General features: G+C 44.0%; 13 protein-coding genes. 1 reads left to right on the top strand and 12 read right to left on the bottom strand.

Annotated elements, in window-relative coordinates; translation table 11 throughout:
• Window positions 1–11: 11 nt before the first annotated feature.
• From ectB to nagZ, 4 genes are all read right to left on the bottom strand, one after another.
• Complete coding sequence (gene ectB / locus Vgang_RS12995) at window positions 12–1,277, bottom strand: diaminobutyrate--2-oxoglutarate transaminase (protein ID WP_105901277.1); 1,266 nt, start codon at window positions 1,275–1,277, stop codon at window positions 12–14.
• Window positions 1,278–1,389: 112 nt separating this feature from the next.
• Complete coding sequence (gene ectA, locus Vgang_RS12990; protein ID WP_105901276.1) at window positions 1,390–1,935, bottom strand: diaminobutyrate acetyltransferase; 546 nt, start codon at window positions 1,933–1,935, stop codon at window positions 1,390–1,392.
• Between the two features lie 434 nt (window positions 1,936–2,369).
• Complete coding sequence (locus Vgang_RS12985) at window positions 2,370–3,380, bottom strand: adenosine deaminase (RefSeq protein WP_105901789.1); 1,011 nt, start codon at window positions 3,378–3,380, stop codon at window positions 2,370–2,372.
• Window positions 3,381–3,753: 373 nt separating this feature from the next.
• Window positions 3,754–4,749 carry a beta-N-acetylhexosaminidase gene (gene nagZ, locus Vgang_RS12980; protein WP_105901275.1) on the bottom strand — a complete coding sequence of 332 codons (996 nt, stop codon included), beginning with the start codon at window positions 4,747–4,749 and terminating at the stop codon, window positions 3,754–3,756.
• A 114-nt stretch (window positions 4,750–4,863) separates the two neighbouring features.
• On the opposite strand from nagZ, the gene Vgang_RS12975 reads away from it, so the two are divergent.
• Window positions 4,864–5,967, top strand: a complete 1,104-nt coding sequence (locus Vgang_RS12975; protein WP_105901274.1) for an anhydro-N-acetylmuramic acid kinase — start codon at window positions 4,864–4,866, stop codon at window positions 5,965–5,967.
• A gap of 78 nt (window positions 5,968–6,045) precedes the next feature.
• Here the strand turns inward: Vgang_RS12975 and nirD are convergent, their stop codons facing one another.
• The 8 genes from nirD to Vgang_RS12935 form a co-directional block, all read right to left on the bottom strand.
• Window positions 6,046–6,369 (bottom strand): nitrite reductase small subunit NirD, encoded by a 324-nt coding sequence (gene nirD, locus Vgang_RS12970; RefSeq protein ID WP_105901273.1) that lies wholly within the window; start codon window positions 6,367–6,369, stop codon window positions 6,046–6,048.
• Window positions 6,370–6,371: 2 nt separating this feature from the next.
• Entirely contained in the window at window positions 6,372–8,993 is a 2,622-nt protein-coding gene (gene nirB, locus Vgang_RS12965; RefSeq protein WP_105901272.1) for a nitrite reductase large subunit NirB, read from the bottom strand.
• Between the two features lie 10 nt (window positions 8,994–9,003).
• Window positions 9,004–9,846, bottom strand: a complete 843-nt coding sequence (locus tag Vgang_RS12960; protein WP_406708321.1) for an ABC transporter ATP-binding protein — start codon at window positions 9,844–9,846, stop codon at window positions 9,004–9,006.
• 138 nt (window positions 9,847–9,984) lie between these two features.
• On the bottom strand, window positions 9,985–10,992 hold the full coding sequence (locus Vgang_RS12955) for an ABC transporter permease (protein WP_105901271.1): 1,008 nt from the start codon (window positions 10,990–10,992) through the stop codon (window positions 9,985–9,987).
• A 58-nt stretch (window positions 10,993–11,050) separates the two neighbouring features.
• A complete protein-coding gene (locus tag Vgang_RS12950) occupies window positions 11,051–12,451 on the bottom strand; it encodes a CmpA/NrtA family ABC transporter substrate-binding protein (RefSeq protein ID WP_105901270.1) in 1,401 nt (466 codons plus the stop codon).
• 270 nt (window positions 12,452–12,721) lie between these two features.
• Complete coding sequence (locus Vgang_RS12945; protein WP_157945995.1) at window positions 12,722–13,354, bottom strand: ANTAR domain-containing response regulator; 633 nt, start codon at window positions 13,352–13,354, stop codon at window positions 12,722–12,724.
• A gap of 95 nt (window positions 13,355–13,449) precedes the next feature.
• Complete coding sequence (gene cobA / locus Vgang_RS12940; RefSeq protein WP_105901268.1) at window positions 13,450–14,325, bottom strand: uroporphyrinogen-III C-methyltransferase; 876 nt, start codon at window positions 14,323–14,325, stop codon at window positions 13,450–13,452.
• A gap of 22 nt (window positions 14,326–14,347) precedes the next feature.
• Window positions 14,348–17,059 carry a molybdopterin-dependent oxidoreductase gene (locus Vgang_RS12935; protein WP_105901267.1) on the bottom strand — a complete coding sequence of 904 codons (2,712 nt, stop codon included), beginning with the start codon at window positions 17,057–17,059 and terminating at the stop codon, window positions 14,348–14,350.
• Window positions 17,060–17,143: the final 84 nt, after the last annotated feature.

Here is a 17,143-nt window from a genome sequence, read left to right as displayed (position 1 = left end):
CCTTTACTACTTCATGAAGCTTTCTTAACTAATTTTTCTGAAACCTTCTCAACGGCATTTTCGAAAATGTGAATACCTTGCTCTAGCTCAGATTCACTGACCGTCAATGGACAGAAGAATTTCACTACTTCATCATCTGGACCAGCTGTTTCAATCACCATGCCGTTGTCAAAACACTCACTAGTGATCAGGTCTGAAATATCACCATTCTTACAGGCAATACCTTGCATCAAACCGCGACCTTTAATACCTTCAAACAAGTTTGAATATTGCTTCAATGCTTTGTTCAACGCTTTGTTCAATTGCTCTGCACGCTCTTTAATGTGCATCTCAAATTCATCGTTGTGCCAGTAAGTATCAATCGCTTCGGCAGCGGTGACGAATGCATGGTTGTTACCACGGAATGTACCGTTGTGCTCACCTGGTGCCCATTGGTCGAGCTCTGGCTTCATTAACATGATCGCCATTGGCAAGCCATAACCACCAATTGATTTCGATAGCGTCACCATATCTGGCTTAATGCCTGATGGCTCAAAGCTAAAGAAAGTACCTGTACGACCACAACCGGCCTGAATGTCATCGACAATCAATAGAATGTCGTTGTTTTTACAGATATTTTCTAAACGTTGTAACCATTCATTAGAAGCGGCATTCAAACCACCCTCACCTTGAACCACCTCAACGATCGCAGCAGCAGGTTTATCCATACCAGCCGAGTTATCTTGCAGCATGGTTTCAAATAACGCTAAACCATCAATGTCGGCATAACCTTCATAAGGAATACGGGTTACACCTGAAAGTGGCATTGCTGCGCCACCACGGTGATGCTGGTTACCTGTTGCGGCTAGTGCACCATAAGACACACCGTGGAAACCGTTAGTAAAGGCAACAATATTGCTACGACCTTTTACTTTACGCGCCAGCTTCATAGCAGACTCAACGGCGTTGGTACCTGTTGGGCCAGTAAATTGAACTTTGTATTCCAAATCACGTGGCTTCAAAATCTTCTCATTTAAGCTCTCAAGGAAACGGGCTTTCGCTTCCGAGTGCATATCAAGACCGTGGGTTAACCCATCTTGGTCGATATAATCTAGTAATGCTTTTTTAAGAACAGGGTTGTTGTGGCCGTAGTTCAATGAACCTGCACCGGCTAGAAAATCTAAGTAGCGATCGCCGTCTTCGGTGTGTAACCAACAGCCTTTCGCAGATGAAAATACAACTGGGAAGTTATTGGCATAACATTGAACGTTTGATTCGTGCTTTTTAAAGATATTCATGATTGATCCTGTCTATCATCCTATGTGTTTATCTCGGCTGAGCTCATCCCAACCAAGAATTTTTGAATTTATCGAATTTAAGTATTTATGTTGCTAGCTCGCGCTCTTGTCGCTAACTCATAGCAAGCGGGATATGAAATAAGAACTCACTGTCATGTTCACCATCAAAGTGATTGTCTTTATCTAAGAACACACTGACTCGCCCTTCTTCACCATCCTCTCGTTCAATCTTTCTAAATAGATTCCACGAGCCATGGTTGTCTTTAGTAATCGTCGTCTCAATAGCAGCTACGCCAGCAATACACTCACGAGCTAATAACGATTTGATCATGCGATAGGCAAGCCCACATCCGCGGCTATTTTCCGCAACAGCCACCTGCCAGATAAACAATACTGGGCGGTTAGGGTGACTAGAGGGTTTGAGATAAGCGGAAACAAAACCTGCAATTTCGCCATTTCGCTCAGCAAGTACACAAGTGTCGCTGAAATGGGATGTCTGTAAAAAGTTACAGTACGCAGAGTTCGTATCCAAAGGAGGACACGATTCAATCAAGGCATTCACCTGATTGCCATCGCTTATTTCGGGTTTTCTAAATGTCCACTCGTCCTGAGTGCTGGTCACTTTTTTAGGTTGTGCAACCCATGGTGCCGTAATCATCTTAGCCCTATTTTTTATTTGTACGCTTCGCTTTAAAAGGTGATGTCAAATCAAGAATCACACTCTTATGTCAGCTCAAGCGGTGATTGATTTTTATCAGTAGCAAACTAAACAAACCTCAAAATTGTTTAGTGCCCTAATCAATTTCGTTTTAAATAATAACGTCTGAGATATTTTTATCAACCCCTTATTCCTAAAGTGAATATACAGATACAACATAAATCACTGATAAAAAAGGAACAAATTGGGATAAAATTAATTTTTAATGACAATCAACACATTTAGGGGTGTAATCAATTATTCATTGCGATGTCACCAGAATGACAATGAAATGCAATCAAGAGCGACTAACGTATGGCAAGTGTTGAGATAACAAAAAGCCCTTTGCTTGAGTTCAAACAAAGGGCTTTGAATGGGGTTAATATTTTATGGATTTATGAATGAAACGTGTCACAAAAGCTTTCTACTTTTTTGACTAACTGCTGCTTTTCTTCCTCGGTGATAAAACTGGCTTCAATGGCATTGAGAGAAAGCTGCTTTAACTCTTCAAACGTTACCGGCAGAGCCTCTGCCACTGCAACAAAATTGTCTGTCATGTAACCGCCAAAATAAGCAGGATCGTCAGAATTCACGGTCACACATAAACCCTGACGTAGAAGCTCAACAATATTGTGTTCACCCATAGTTGAAAACACTTTGAGCTTAATATTCGATAGCGGACAAACCGTTAACGGCGTGCGATCTTTAATTAATTGCTCAACCAATTGTGGATCTTCAACACAGCGGACACCGTGATCAACTCGCGCTACCCCCAGCAACTTCATTGCATTGTGAATGTTTTGTGCTGGCCCTTCTTCACCTGCATGCGCGACGGTTAAAAATCCGTGATTCATCGCCTCTTCAAACACTTGCTGGAATTTTGCTGGCGGATGGCCTTGCTCTGAAGAATCTAAACCTACCCCGATAATTTTATCTTTGTGTGGCAGCGCTTGACGCAAGGTTTCAAACGCACTGTCTTGATCTAAGTGGCGTAAAAAGCACATGATAATTTGGCTAGAAATCCCAAGCTCTTCTCGGCCTTTTTTCAACGCTTTATCAATACCGTTAATCACAGTTTCAAACGCAATACCTCGCGCGGTATGGGTTTGAGGATCAAAGAAAATTTCTGTGTGGATAACATTATCTTGCTGGCAACGCAGTAGATAAGCCCAGGTTAAATCGAAAAAATCCTGCTCATGAATTAAAACGTTCGCACCTTGATAATAGATATCTAAAAACGATTGCAAATCATCAAATTGATAAGCCGCTTCCACTTCTTCTGGTGAGTTGAATGGAATAGTAATTTGATTACGCTTAGCCAAGTCAAACATCAAATCTGGCTCTAAAGAACCTTCAATGTGGAGATGGAGTTCAACTTTAGGTAAGCCTTGTATGTACGTCATCATTTGAGAATTCATTATGTTTATCCTTTATAAAAATAAAATGAATGCGCAACGATTTTTCTTTTGATGTAACAATCCAGTTCCGAGAACAAGCTCAGAAAAATATACGATTGATATAAGTGTAGCTGTACAAAGAGAAAACGATCGCCCGCTTGCTCTTCGTAATCAGAAATTGAGGCTTCTGGTAGAGACTCCTGCACCTAAAGCAGCTTGGCTAAATCATGGTCACATTTAGCAAGTGCTTAATCAGCGGGATTATACGAAAGGCACTTTGATGCATGAGTCACATCAAAGTTAGGTGTGAATTGTGCAGAAGAAGTGGCGTAAATGCAACACCACTTCTTAGGGTCTGTTGACCTTAGTTTAACCTTAAATGCTATTCAGAAAGCGTATCCCAATATTCACACATGATGCGATTAGCTTGCTTCCAGCGCGGATCCGATTGCAATTCTTTTAAGCTAAAGGTTTGTTGCTTAAGCAGGTTCATGGCTTGAGGCACTTCGACAATCGGTAGGTTATCTAAGACCTCAATGGCAGATGCGCGGTTATTACACATCAACACCATGTCACAACCTGATTGCATTGATTTTAGTGATCGAGCTGCTGGACCGCCCATGATCGCTGCGCCTTCCATATTGAGATCATCTGAGAATACGATGCCTTTAAACCCAAGCTGATTGCGTAACACGTCTTTGAGCCAATATTCAGAACCACTGGCTGGCTGATCATCATAATGTGGATACACTACGTGTGCTGGCATCATGGCGTCTAATACACCGGCATCAATTTGAGCTTTAAAAATCGCCATATCGTTTTCAAATATGTCCTGACGATCATCAAATGGGGTTTCATAATGCGAATCTACTACTACGCCACCGTGACCAGGGAAATGTTTGCCGGTGGTTGCCATACCCACTTGCTTCATCCCTTCCATGTAGGCGCTGCTGTAGGTCAAAATGGTATCGAGATCTTCACCAAACGCACGGCTGCCAATGGCTTTACATTGAAAGGTTTGGTCTAGAACAGGAGCAAAACTGAGATCAATATCATGAGCAATAAGTTCCGCCGCCATCAACCAACCGCCAAGCTCAGCGGCTTCAACCCCATTGTCCATTTGCGCATAAGTTTGCGCAGGTGGGATTTTAGTAAAGCCGTCACGAAAACGCTGCACGCGGCCACCTTCTTGGTCGACACCAATTAATATCGGGCATTTAGCCGCTTTACGGATTGATTGGTTAAGGGCAATAAGCTGTTCATTATCATGATAATTTCGAGCAAATAAAATCACGCCACCGACCGTTGGGTGAGCTAAGATTTCTTTGTCTTCTGCGTCTAATTCATAACCTGCAACGTCTAACCACAACGGACCCATGGCGCTTTCCTTATATATTCAAAATATTTTGCCCTATTTTGTCACTAATACGATATCTTTAAAACCGAAGTCTTGCTAAAACTAAGTCATATAAATCAAACATTAGAGGTTGTGATGGAAAAGTATATTGGGATTATGTCGGGCACCAGTTTAGACGGCGTCGATACCGCTTTGGTAGAAACCGACGGGCAATCTATCCAACTGCTTGCACAAGATTTTTTCCCTATACCAGACGACCTCAAACAAGATGTGCTGGATGTGTGTATTGGCCAGCAAACCACGCTAGTGAAAATCGGTGAAATTGATCATCGTCTGGGCAAAGTATTTGCCGATGCCGTGGAACAACTCATCGCCAACAATCATATTGAACGTAGTGACATCAAAGCGATTGGTAGTCACGGTCAAACGGTGTTCCACACGCCCGATTCGGCTTATCCATTTACCATGCAAATCGGTGATGCCAACCTCATTGCCGCGCAAACCGGCATCACAACCGTGGCAGATTTTCGCCGTAAAGATATGGCATTAGGCGGTCAAGGTGCGCCTTTGGTTCCGGCTTTTCATAAAGCGTTATTCGATCATCTCGACAATAACATTGTTATTTTAAACATTGGCGGGATTTCTAATATCTCCATCATTAATAGCGATCAAACTTCTGGCTACGACACAGGCCCGGGCAACATGTTAATGGATGCTTGGATGCAGCAACACTTTGGTAAGCCGTACGATAAAGATGCCGCGATTGCCCGTTCAGGTACAGTACAACCGGAGTTATTACAGCGTTTATTGTCTGAAGACTATTTGAAGCTGCCTGCCCCAAAGAGCACCGGTCGAGAACTGTTTAACCTACCTTGGCTTGAACAAAAACTGCTTGGATTAACGCTACAGCCGCAAGATGTTTTGGCAACATTGGCTGAGTTCACTGCACTCACCATTGCCGACCAAGTCACTGGCTTAACTCAATCTAATCAACAAAATGAATTGTTAGTGTGCGGCGGCGGCGCGCAAAACCCATTATTAATGGAAAGATTACAAACACTTTTGCCTGATTGGGAAATTGGCAACACCTTAAAATACGGCATTGATTCCGATTACATGGAAGCCATGGCGTTTGCTTGGCTGGCTCATCAAACCATGCACAACCTACCGGGTAACCTACCAGCTGCCACCGGCGCTTCTCGCCTTGCGGTGTTAGGGGCGATTTACCTACCTAATTAGAATATCAATAATTAAAAATGAGAGAGCCAAGCGATGACAATTCACTTGGCTCTTTATCATTTTATGAGTCGTTTCTGACTATACCTGCAACCAGACACATTCATCTTCGATTTTCACCGGCCATGTTTTCACTTTGGTTTCAGGTTGCTCTACACACTCTCCTGTTTGTAAGTCAAAATGCTGCTTGTACAAAGGCGAAGCAACGCACGGTTTACCTTTCACATCACCAATGATGCCACGGCTTAATACGAACGCATGGCCAATCGGATCCCAATTATCTATCGCGTACACTTTGCATTCTTGAGTGGGCAAGTAAAACAGTGCGATTTGTTGCTCTCCTACTAAAGCATTGGCTCCAAAGTGACGATCAAGTTGAGATAATTTACAAATGTTATGCCACATAATTAAGCTCCTACTATTTCGCGGGTTTGAGCCACAGTTTCATTTGTTTGTACTGAGCTGCTTGCATCTTCGATAAACCCATCCTCTTCTACAAACTTAGTTGGAATACGCTGTTCACGAATCCGTTGGTAAGTCATGGGCACAGAATGATTCGCATCCGGTTTATTGATAAATGGACGGAATTTGGCGAGTTTGAGTGGGTTTTCTACGGTGGTTTTCCACTCACATTGGTAAGTATCGATCACAAGTTGCATTTGGTTTTCTAGTGATTCAGCTAAACCAAGTGAATCTTCGATCACCACTTGTTGCAGATACTCTAATCCGCCTTCCAAGTTTTCTAACCATACTGATGTACGTTGTAATTTATCGGCGGTTTTGACGTAGAACATCAACACGCGATCGATGTATTGAATCAATTGTTCTTTGGTGAGGTCAGTGGCAAATAAATCGGCATGACGCGGGCGCATCCCACCATTACCACACACATATAAGTTCCAACCATTTTCAGTGGCAATCACACCAATGTCTTTCCCTTGAGCCTCGGCACATTCACGCGTACAACCGGATACCGCCATTTTGATTTTATGTGGCGAACGTAAGCCTTTATAGCGATTTTCCAGTTCAATCGCCAAACCGACCGAATCATCGACGCCATAGCGACACCAAGTCGAACCAACACAAGATTTCACCGTGCGCAGCGATTTCCCGTAAGCATGGCCGGTTTCAAACCCCGCTTGAATCAACTCTTCCCAAATATCCGGCAATTGACCTTGTTGCGCACCGAATAAGTCGACCCGCTGACCACCGGTAATCTTGGTGTATAAGTCGTATTTTTTTGCCACTTCACCCAATGCGATAAGTTTGTCTGGAGTAATTTCACCACCCGCAATACGGGGCACAATCGAGTAGGAACCGTCTTTTTGTAAGTTAGCCATAAAGGCATCATTGGTGTCTTGCAGACCACTGTGTTGCGGCTCCAAAATATGCTCATTCCAAAGGGAGGCAAAAATCGAGGCCGCAGTCGGCTTACATAAATCACAACCTAAACCGTGACCGTGCTGACTGATTAAAGTATCAAAATCTTTAATACCTTCGACTTGGCATAAATGGAACAACTCTTGGCGGGAATATTCAAAATGCTCACAAATATGGTTGTTCACTTCCATGCCCATATTAGCCAGTTCGGCATCGAGCACGGTTTTAACCATGTTGCTACAACCGCCACAGCCGCTGCCCGCTTTAGTGCAGGATTTCAAAGAAGCAAGATCGTGACTACCTGCGTGGATCGCCTCCACCAAATCGCCTTTGGTAACGTTATGACAAGAACAAATCAGTGCGGTATCCGACACTTCACCGGATAACATTGAAGTATCAAATAATAGATGCGCCGCATGATCGGGCAAAGTCGTGTCATTGAGGTAGCATTGCAGCAAAGCATCATAATCGGCGTTATCGCCCACTAAAATCGCGCCTAACAATTTATCGCCTTTGGCATTGACCACCAGCTTTTTGTAGGTACCCGCCACCGTATCTTGCAATACCATTTCTTGCGCGCCTTGAGTCATCATTTGGGCATCTCCAATTGAAGCAACATCGACACCTAGTAACTTCAACTTGGTACTCATGTCGGCACCTTTAAAGCTATTTTTGGAATCAGAACCTTGGGTTGGAATAATGAACTCTTGCAATAAACTACCGCAAGCCACACGCGCCATTTGATAACCGGGCGCGACTAGACCAAAGATTTTTTGCTCCCATAACGCACACTCACCAATGGCATAAATATTCGGGTCATTGGTTTGGCACGCATCATTAATCACAATACCGCCACGTTCACCAATCGCGAGACCTGCTTGACGAGCTAAGGCATCTTGCGGGCGAATCCCCGCCGAGAACACCAATACATCGACTTCAATAAATTCACCATTTTTAAAGTTCAAACGGTGCTTGGCACTTTCGCCATCAGTGATTGAGGTGGTCGCTGTATCAAGATGCACATGCAAACCGAGTGCTTGGATCTTTTCTTCTAAAACATGGCTAGCACCCGCATCCAATTGCACTGGCATCAGACGCGGCGCAAACTCGATAACATGGGTATCGACACCGAGCAGACGCAGCGCATTGGCCGCTTCTAAACCCAGTAAACCACCGCCAATCACTGCGCCAGAGCTGGCTTTATCACAGGCTTGACGAATTTCACTCAAATCATCAAGTGTGCGATAGACAAAACAATGATCTCTATCATTCCCTTCAATCGGCGGTACGAATGGGTATGAGCCGGTAGCCAAGACTAATTTGTCGTAGGCTAAGACATCTTCATCATCCATCACTAAACGCTGGTTTTGCGTATCAAGCGTGGTGACTTTACTACCGAGAATTAAGCGCACACCCTGTTGTTGATACCAGTCTTCACTGCTGAGTAATAAATCTTGATGGCTTTGGCCGGAAAATACAGATGATAAATGCACTCGGTCATAAGCAATAAAGCGCTCTTCACCAATCACGGTAATGGCGTAGTGGTCCGTTGCTTTCGCTTCCACCAAACGCTCCACTAAGTGATGCCCGACCATACCGTTACCGACCACCACAAGGTTAGGTTTATTAATTGAATATGCTTGGTTCATGACAATCTCCTTAAGCGCGTTTGATGTCAGAAGCAAAAGTCACTTTCGCTTTCGGTTGAGAGGGTGAGGAATCTTCTGGCTGTTGATGCACTTGCTTTTCATACAAGAATGACAACACTGCTTGGCGATAAGATTGGTATTGTGAATCATTGGTGAGCGCGACACGATTACGAGGTCGTGGCAGCTCAATATTTAGCACTTCACCAATCGTGGCTGACGGGCCATTGGTCATCATGACGATTTTGTCTGATAGCAACACAGCTTCATCGACATCGTGCGTGATCATAATGATGGTATTACCGAGTTCGGCTTGAATTTTCATAAGTGAATCTTGTAAGTGCGCGCGGGTTAATGCATCTAACGCGCCAAAAGGTTCATCCATCAACAACACTTTGGGTTGCAGGGCTAACGCGCGAGCAATACCGACACGCTGCTTCATGCCGCCAGAAATTTCACTGGGCTTTTTATCGGCCGCGTGGTGCATTTGAATCAAGCCCAAATAGTGATTGGTTTGCTCTTTTACCCAAGCTTTATCTTTGCCTTTGGCGATTTGTTTTACCGCCAATTCAACATTTTGATATACCGTCAGCCAAGGCAATAATGAATGGTTTTGAAACACCACTGCCCGTTCTGGGCCTGGGCCATCCACTTCTCGGCTATCCACAATCACACCGCCATCGGTTGGCATAGTTAAGCCTGCGACTAGGTTCAGCACCGTCGATTTACCGCAGCCTGAATGGCCAATCAATGAAATAAATTCACCTTTTTTAATCGTTAAATCCACGCCTTTTAGGGCAATAAACTCACCTTTTGGGGTTGGAAATCGCATCCCCAAACGAGTCAATTCCACCATAGGTCTCTGCAATGAATGCTCCGGCAATGAAGACTCTGGGTTCGTGTCTTTTTCATCACTAACGGGTTGTATTTTTAATGCTTCCATACTCATATTTCTCTTCCTTATTCTGATTCTGTGAGTTGCCTACTTTGCGACTTATCGAAGCTGCTGGGTTTTATCCCAAGACAGTTTTTTCTGTAGCAGCAACATGCCTCGATCGAATAACAAACCAATAAAACCAATCACAATCACAGCCACCATAATTCGCCCGAGCGAATCCGAGCTGCCATTTTGAAACTCATCCCATACGAATTTTCCAAGCCCTGGGTTTTGCGCTAGCATTTCAGCGGCAATCAACACCATCCACGCAATACCAATCGAAAGTCTCAAGCCGGTAAAAATCATCGGAACCGCAGAAGGTAAAACGATGGTTTTCACGTGCTGCCACCATGAAAGACGAAGCACTTTACTCACGTTTAATAAATCCTTATCTACACTGTTTACCCCAACCGTGGTGTTGATCAGCGTTGGCCAAATACAGCACAAACATACCGTCAGCAAAGAGTTCACAAATGACTTCTCAAACATCGGATCATCCGAAACATAAGTGGCACTCACCACCATGGTAATAATCGGTAGCCAAGCAAGTGGAGAAACGGGTTTAAGTAATTGAATAATAGGGTTAAAAGCCTGATATAAAGATTGATTCAACCCCAGTACGATACCGACAGGAACCGCAATCACAGTCGCCAACAAGAAACCTGCCGCAACGGTTTTCAAGCTAGTGCCAATTTGGTCAAAAAAGGTTGCCTTACCTGTATATGGGCGAATACGAACTTCGGCATTTGGATCTTTCGCCAATTTGGCTTGATTGCGATCTTCTTGACGCTGATAAAACGCAGCTTCACGTTCACGGCTGGCAAAGTGATCATCGACTAAACCATTAAATTGCTGCGCCGTTTCGTAAGGACCTGGCAATGCACCTAATGAGGTATGTACCTGCTTAGCCGCCAAGCTCCACATCAATAAAAACGCTACGATCCCAACAATCGGTAATAACCATTTTTTCGCTTGAGATACCGACTCTTGGGCGGACTTATAGGGCAATAAAGAAAAAACATTATTTCTCTTTTTGCTAGCATCATTTGCGATGGAATAAGACATAATTTCTTCCTTGAATTGATTTAATTTATCCAGTACCAGTTAATCGTTCTTGACTTAACTATTTGTAACCAATAGCAAATTTATCTAAGTAAGCATTGGGTTGTTTACCATCAAAAGTAATATGATCAATAAAGTGTTTTTGTGGCGCTCGGAAACCATCGGAGGTATTGAGATCTGGGAAATCTGACGCTTTCATGGTGCCGTCATCAATCAGTGACTGTGCAGCAATTTTGTAGATATCTGGGCGATACACTTCTTTCGCGATATCCATATACCAAGAATCCGGCTTGTGCTCTGGGATTTGTCCCCAGCGACGCATTTGCGTTAAGGTCCAAATCGCATCGCTGTAATATGGGTAGGTGGCGTTATGACGGAAAAAGACGTTGAAGTCAGGAATAGCGCGTTTATCACCTTTTTCATATTCAAAGGTTCCTGTCATCGAGTTCGCGATCACTGCTTTATCTGCCCCCACATAAGCACTGCGAGATAAGATATTCACCGCTTCATTTCGGTTTTTGTTGTTTTCTTCATCCAGCCAATAAGCCGCGCGGATCATAGCGCGTACCACTCTTAAATGGGTGTTAGGGTATTCTTCCGCCCATTGTTTTGATACGCCGAACACTTTCTCCGGGTTGTTTTGCCAAATTTCATAATCGGTCACAACCGGTACGCCAATGCCTTTGAATACCGCTTGTTGGTTCCACGGTTCGCCGACGCAATAACCGTGAATCGTACCGGCTTCCATGGTGGCTGGCATTTGTGGTGGTGGCGTTACGCTAAGCAAGACATCGGCTTTGGCTGTGCCACTGTTATCGCCTTTTTCTGGCGCGTAAAAGCCTGGATTAATTCCACCGGCCGCCAGCCAATAGCGCAATTCATAGTTATGAGTAGACACAGGGAAAACCATGCCCATTTTGAAGTTCTTGCCTTCGCTGTTGTATTTTTCAATCACAGCTTTTAGAGCATCCGCTTTGATTGGGTGGCTAATTTTTCCATCGGGATCTTTGGCAAGTTGTGGTTTCATTTGCTGCCAGACATCATTGGAAACCGTAATCGCATTACCATTTAGATCCATACTGAATGCGGTAATAATGTCGGCTTTAGTGCCGATGCCTATGGTGGCTCCTAGCGGTTGCCCTGCTAACATGTGCGCGCCATCTAACTCACCGTCAATTACTCGGTCTAGTAGCACTTTCCAGTTAGCTTGTGATTCCAAGGTGACGTACAAACCTTCATCTTCGAAGTAATGTTTCTCATAGGCCACGGCGAGCGGCGCCATATCGGTCAACTTAATAAAACCAAATGTGAGGTCTTCTTTTTCTGGCTCGCCAATGGTGACTTTTGCCTGTACCACAGGGCTTACAGCCAACGAACAACTCAAGCCTAATACACTCAGTGCCAATGATGGCTTGACCCACTTTCGTCTAACTTTGTTTGATAACGTCCCTACTTTGCTCATATGCACTCCCTGCAAGCTTTAAAAGTTCTAAAAACAAAAAAGGCGCTACCGACCCGAAGATCGATAGCGCCTTTGCTATATCTTATTTGATGTTCACTTACCGCCATTGATAAGTAACTTCATCATTCATTTGTTTTTACTGCCTATCTAAAATAATTCAAATATTGTGCCAACTTTATAAATACCTAATTTTCAACAAGATAAGTATTAAACGAGGATAAATGCTGTCATTCATGTGTTGTAATGGTGCAGCTTTGCACTACTTTTTTACTACAAACTCAAGTTCTCTAGTGTCGAAATCAAGTTCTTGGCCACTTGGCCTAGGGTCTGACTGTTTTTCATCGCCGAGGTTCTAAGCGCTTGATAGGCTTGCTCTTCATCTAAATTATGCAGTTTCATCAATAACCCTTTCGCTTTATCGACGTATTTTCTGTCATCAAGCTTTTGATTTAATTTGTCGATTTGCTTGGCTTGCTCAAGTGCATGTTGACGAAGGTTAAGCGCATATTGCAGCCAGCCAGAGAGGTTGTCGGTTAAGCCTAAGGGTAATAACGCGTAACCTTCTTGGGTTGGTAATGAGTGAAGATCACTACTGCTAACCATTTGAGTAAAAACCAAAAGTGGCGTATTTTGCTGAGCGGAAAATTCGATGACCCATGCCAGCTCACCGCAGGGTTTATGCCAACTTGCGACAATACAGGCATTAGGTTGTGCTTGAAGTTGAGCCGGTAACTGTTTTAATGAGCACGCGGTAATGTCTTCAAAATCGGCCGCTAACTGCGCACACAGCTGCACTTGTCGTTCAGTATTATCACAGCACACAATCAGGGGCGTATATTTATCAATTTGCTCTGATTGAGTTTGAGAGCCTTGAGATTGAGAATATGGCATAGCTCGATTCACAGCGTATATCCTTGTCATCTTATTTTAAATAATAAATAAGCTGCAATTCACATACCTAAATGAATAACTTTCCCTTTAAAAACAACAAAATACCTCTAAAGTGGTAGACTCTCAATTTGCATCACTTGCGTCAATTGCTCATGCAAATTAACCACTTCTCCGATGATGATCAGCGCAGGTGTCAATCCTTTCAATTGCTTAGCTAAAGTAGGTAACTGATCTAAGGTTGAAATGTGGGTTTGCTGTGCTGCACTACACCCCTTACCAATGATCGCGACAGGCGTGCTCACCGCTAAACCAGATTGAATCAAACCTTGGTAGATTGCACTAGATTGTTCCAACCCCATATAAAAGACCAAAGTTTGCCCTGAACTCACCAGCCCTTTCCACGAATCAAACGCGCCATCCATGACGTGACCGGTAACCAAGGTAACGCTACGTGACATGCCTCGGTGAGTTAATGGAATTTTACTGGATGCCGCGCATCCAATGGCTGCGGTAATGCCAGGGATCACATCATAAGCAATGTTATGTTCAACCAAGGCCAAAGCTTCTTCACCCCCGCGGCCAAAAATAAAGGGATCGCCCCCTTTCAAGCGCACCACTTTTTTTCCCATCGCAGCCTGTTCAATTAAGATCTGATTAATCTGCTCTTGCTTTAAGCTAGGTTGACCGCAACGTTTTCCAACATACATTTGCTCGCAATGTTCAGGAATAAGCGCCAATATTTGCTCGCCAACCAAGCGGTCAAATACCACCACATCGGCCTGTTTAATAGCTTTGTAGGCTTTACGAGTCAGTAAGTCGGGATCATTTGGTCCTGCTCCAACCAACAACACTGAACCATTCTTTGGCTCCCTACTTTGTCTATGTTTAGCAACATTAGGGATAACAGGCGAACTCACGCCATTGAATGGATAGCGGTTCATTTTTCTATTGATACGTAATTGAATTGATGATGCATTCTTCATAACACGTTCCTTGTGCTTAAATTTATTTAATCGCAGTAACAGCAATAGGCTGCTGTTTTAAATACCCTTTCACTTCCGGTAAGCATGAACCGCAATTCTTGCCGCAGCTCAACACACTTTGTAGGCTGTCTAGGCTCATGTTGGGTGACTTTTCTAACTGCTTTAAAATGTCATCTTCGGTCACACGGAAACAACTGCAAATCAACTTACTGGCTTTACCGTCTTGTTGGCTCAGTACCGAGAGCAATCGACCTAAATTGAACTTTTCTCGAATCAAAGGTTGTAGGCTGTCGATATTAAGCTCGCTTGGCTGATTAGACACACACACCATGCCAATGACTTTTTGGTTCACCAGTATCAACATCAACCATGAGTCTTGCAGATCTAACGTCAGACATTTGCTTTTCGGATAAAGCTTCTGAGCCAAGGCTTTTATATCTTGTTTTTCAATGGCATTTACATCAGCAAAACGCCATATCCCCTGCTGGTATAACCCGGTTGAGCGTGCAGAGCTAAAATCAACATGCTGCAAACTTTTGTATGCCCATGGGGCTTGTTTACAATCTAGCCCTATTGCAAAGCCATAATGAACAACAGGCATGGCTGAAATATTTACCCATTGTGACTTAAACGCAGGCTGGCCTGAATGAGGATCAACCAGGCTATCATTTGCTAAGTTCACTTGGCTTTTGCCACCAAATAACCCAGCCCAATGCATCGACATAAAGGCTTGTTGCTGGCTAAGCCCTTTATCGACAGACAAACGTGCGATCAAAGCTTTCTCTATATTGTTTTTTTGAAAATCGGTTTGCTGAAAATTTGACTGCTGAATAACAACCAAACTATTGGGCTCAAGTTTATGCTGCTCGGCAGAGATGGGATTTAGATAAACCGTCGGCTCCACTTCACTTGCGCACAGATGACTGATGTGGCCAGTACGCGTCATGGTATGCCATTGATCACGCTGACGGCCTGAGTTCAACCACCAACTTTGTTTCACATTCGACTGCGTTTGTATCGCCGATTTAGCGGCCACAATCAGATTGGCTTTGCCATTTTGGGTAGGAAAATGCAGCTGCTGAGTGTGTTTATGGCGCAGTACTTTTTGACCGCCCAAAGGCCAAGACTGAGGCTTCCAAGCATGATATTGCTCATCACTCATTTTGCTAAGACTCGATAAATCCAACTGCAAATCCGTCGCTTGATTAATCCCAGTTAATGCGGCAAATTCTCGAAACACATCGGCTTCACTGGCAAACTCAAACCCCGATTTCACGGCCACTTTTTGGCACAACAACTTGCCAACTTGACTCACCATCCACCAGTCTGGTTTTGCTTCTCCTGGCGGGGCGATGAATTGTCTTTGACGGGTTAGGCAACGCTCAGAATTGGTCACCATACCTTGCTTTTCACCCCATCCGGCTGCGGGCAATAGCACATCGGCATATTGAGCCGTATCGGTATGAGACGTAATATCGGACACTACCACAAAATCACATTGCTCTAGTGCGCGCCTTACTTGCGCCGAGTTGGGCATAGATACAGCGGGATTGGTCGCCATGATCCATAAAAAACGCACCTTACCAGCTTCAACCGCTTGGAATAGATCCACCGCTTTTAAACCAGGTTGAGTTGCCATATTCGGCGCTTGCCAGAACTCACCCACTTGTTGAATGGAACGCTCATCAAAACCACGGTGTACTGCTAGCTGATTAGCAAGACCGCCCACTTCACGCCCTCCCATCGCATTCGGCTGTCCGGTTAAAGAAAATGGGCCGCTACCTGTTGAGCCTATTTTTCCACTGATTAGATGCGCATTAATAATGGTATTGGCTTTATCGGTACCCGATTGAGATTGATTTACGCCTTGGCAAAATAGCGTCATGGCTGCTTGAGAATCAGCAAACCACTGATAAAACGTTCTTAGTAGATTGATATTGACTGCCAGCGATTTACTTAATGCTTCTAATTGATATCCCGGCTGATTGACTTCATTCTCTAATGCATCAAAACCATTCACATGTTGTTGGACAAACTCAGAATTAATCGCTTTTGTATCAATAAGATAACGAACCAAGCCATTAAATAAACTGACATCACCATCATTTTCAATTTGTAGATGTAAATCAGCTTGCTCTGCGGTAATGGTTTTTCGAGGGTCAATCACAACCAGTTTCACATTTGGGTTGGCTTCTCGCGCTTGCTGAATCCGGCGAAAGAGGATCGGGTGAGTCCAAGCCGTATTCGCACCAACGAGAACGATTAGATCGGTATGCTTTATATCTTCATAATCAACCGGCACGATATCTTCACCAAAAGCGCGAACGTGTGCCGCCACCGCTGAAGACATACATAAGCGTGAATTGGTATCGATATTGGCACTACCGACGTAACCTTTCATTAATTTATTCGCAACGTAATAATCTTCTGTTAATAGCTGTCCCGAGACATACATGGCAACAGAATCCGGGCCATGCTGTTCAATCGTCTGATGAAGCTTATCCGCAATAAGCTCACTCACTTGTTGCCAGCTGACTTGTTCACCCTGCACATTCGGGTACAACAGACGAGAAGGCATATCAAGGCTTTGCGCAAGCGCCGAACCCTTAACACACAAAGCACCTTGGTTAGCTGGGTGGCTGACATCACCGATGATCTCACCATTCGGCTTCACTTCAACACCACAGCCTACTCCGCAATATGGACACGCTGATTGAATACATTCCTTTGCCATAAATAAGCTTCCCTTTCTTTTGTATCCAGAAGGCCAAACAATTCGAAACCAAATAAAAGTTACATAAAGCAAAAACGAAAAACG

The sequence above is a fragment of the Vibrio gangliei genome (assembly GCF_026001925.1).
Taxonomy (GTDB): Bacteria; Pseudomonadota; Gammaproteobacteria; order Enterobacterales; family Vibrionaceae; genus Vibrio; species Vibrio gangliei.
Note: the sequence above shows the minus strand (reverse complement) of the source record. Positions and strands in the feature narration are given on the sequence as shown.

Coding starts and splice junctions, on each gene's coding strand:
- ectB (WP_105901277.1), bottom strand. CDS start 1,277: ATGAATATCTTTAAAAAGCACGAATCAAACGTTCAATGTTATGCCAAT.
- ectA (WP_105901276.1), bottom strand. CDS start 1,935: ATGATTACGGCACCATGGGTTGCACAACCTAAAAAAGTGACCAGCACT.
- Vgang_RS12985 (WP_105901789.1), bottom strand. CDS start 3,380: ATGATGACGTACATACAAGGCTTACCTAAAGTTGAACTCCATCTCCAC.
- nagZ (WP_105901275.1), bottom strand. CDS start 4,749: ATGGGTCCGTTGTGGTTAGACGTTGCAGGTTATGAATTAGACGCAGAA.
- Vgang_RS12975 (WP_105901274.1), top strand. CDS start 4,864: ATGGAAAAGTATATTGGGATTATGTCGGGCACCAGTTTAGACGGCGTC.
- nirD (WP_105901273.1), bottom strand. CDS start 6,369: ATGTGGCATAACATTTGTAAATTATCTCAACTTGATCGTCACTTTGGA.
- nirB (WP_105901272.1), bottom strand. CDS start 8,993: ATGAACCAAGCATATTCAATTAATAAACCTAACCTTGTGGTGGTCGGT.
- Vgang_RS12960 (WP_406708321.1), bottom strand. CDS start 9,846: ATGGTGGAATTGACTCGTTTGGGGATGCGATTTCCAACCCCAAAAGGT.
- Vgang_RS12955 (WP_105901271.1), bottom strand. CDS start 10,992: ATGTCTTATTCCATCGCAAATGATGCTAGCAAAAAGAGAAATAATGTT.
- Vgang_RS12950 (WP_105901270.1), bottom strand. CDS start 12,451: ATGAGCAAAGTAGGGACGTTATCAAACAAAGTTAGACGAAAGTGGGTC.
- cobA (WP_105901268.1), bottom strand. CDS start 14,325: ATGAAGAATGCATCATCAATTCAATTACGTATCAATAGAAAAATGAAC.
- Vgang_RS12935 (WP_105901267.1), bottom strand. CDS start 17,059: ATGGCAAAGGAATGTATTCAATCAGCGTGTCCATATTGCGGAGTAGGC.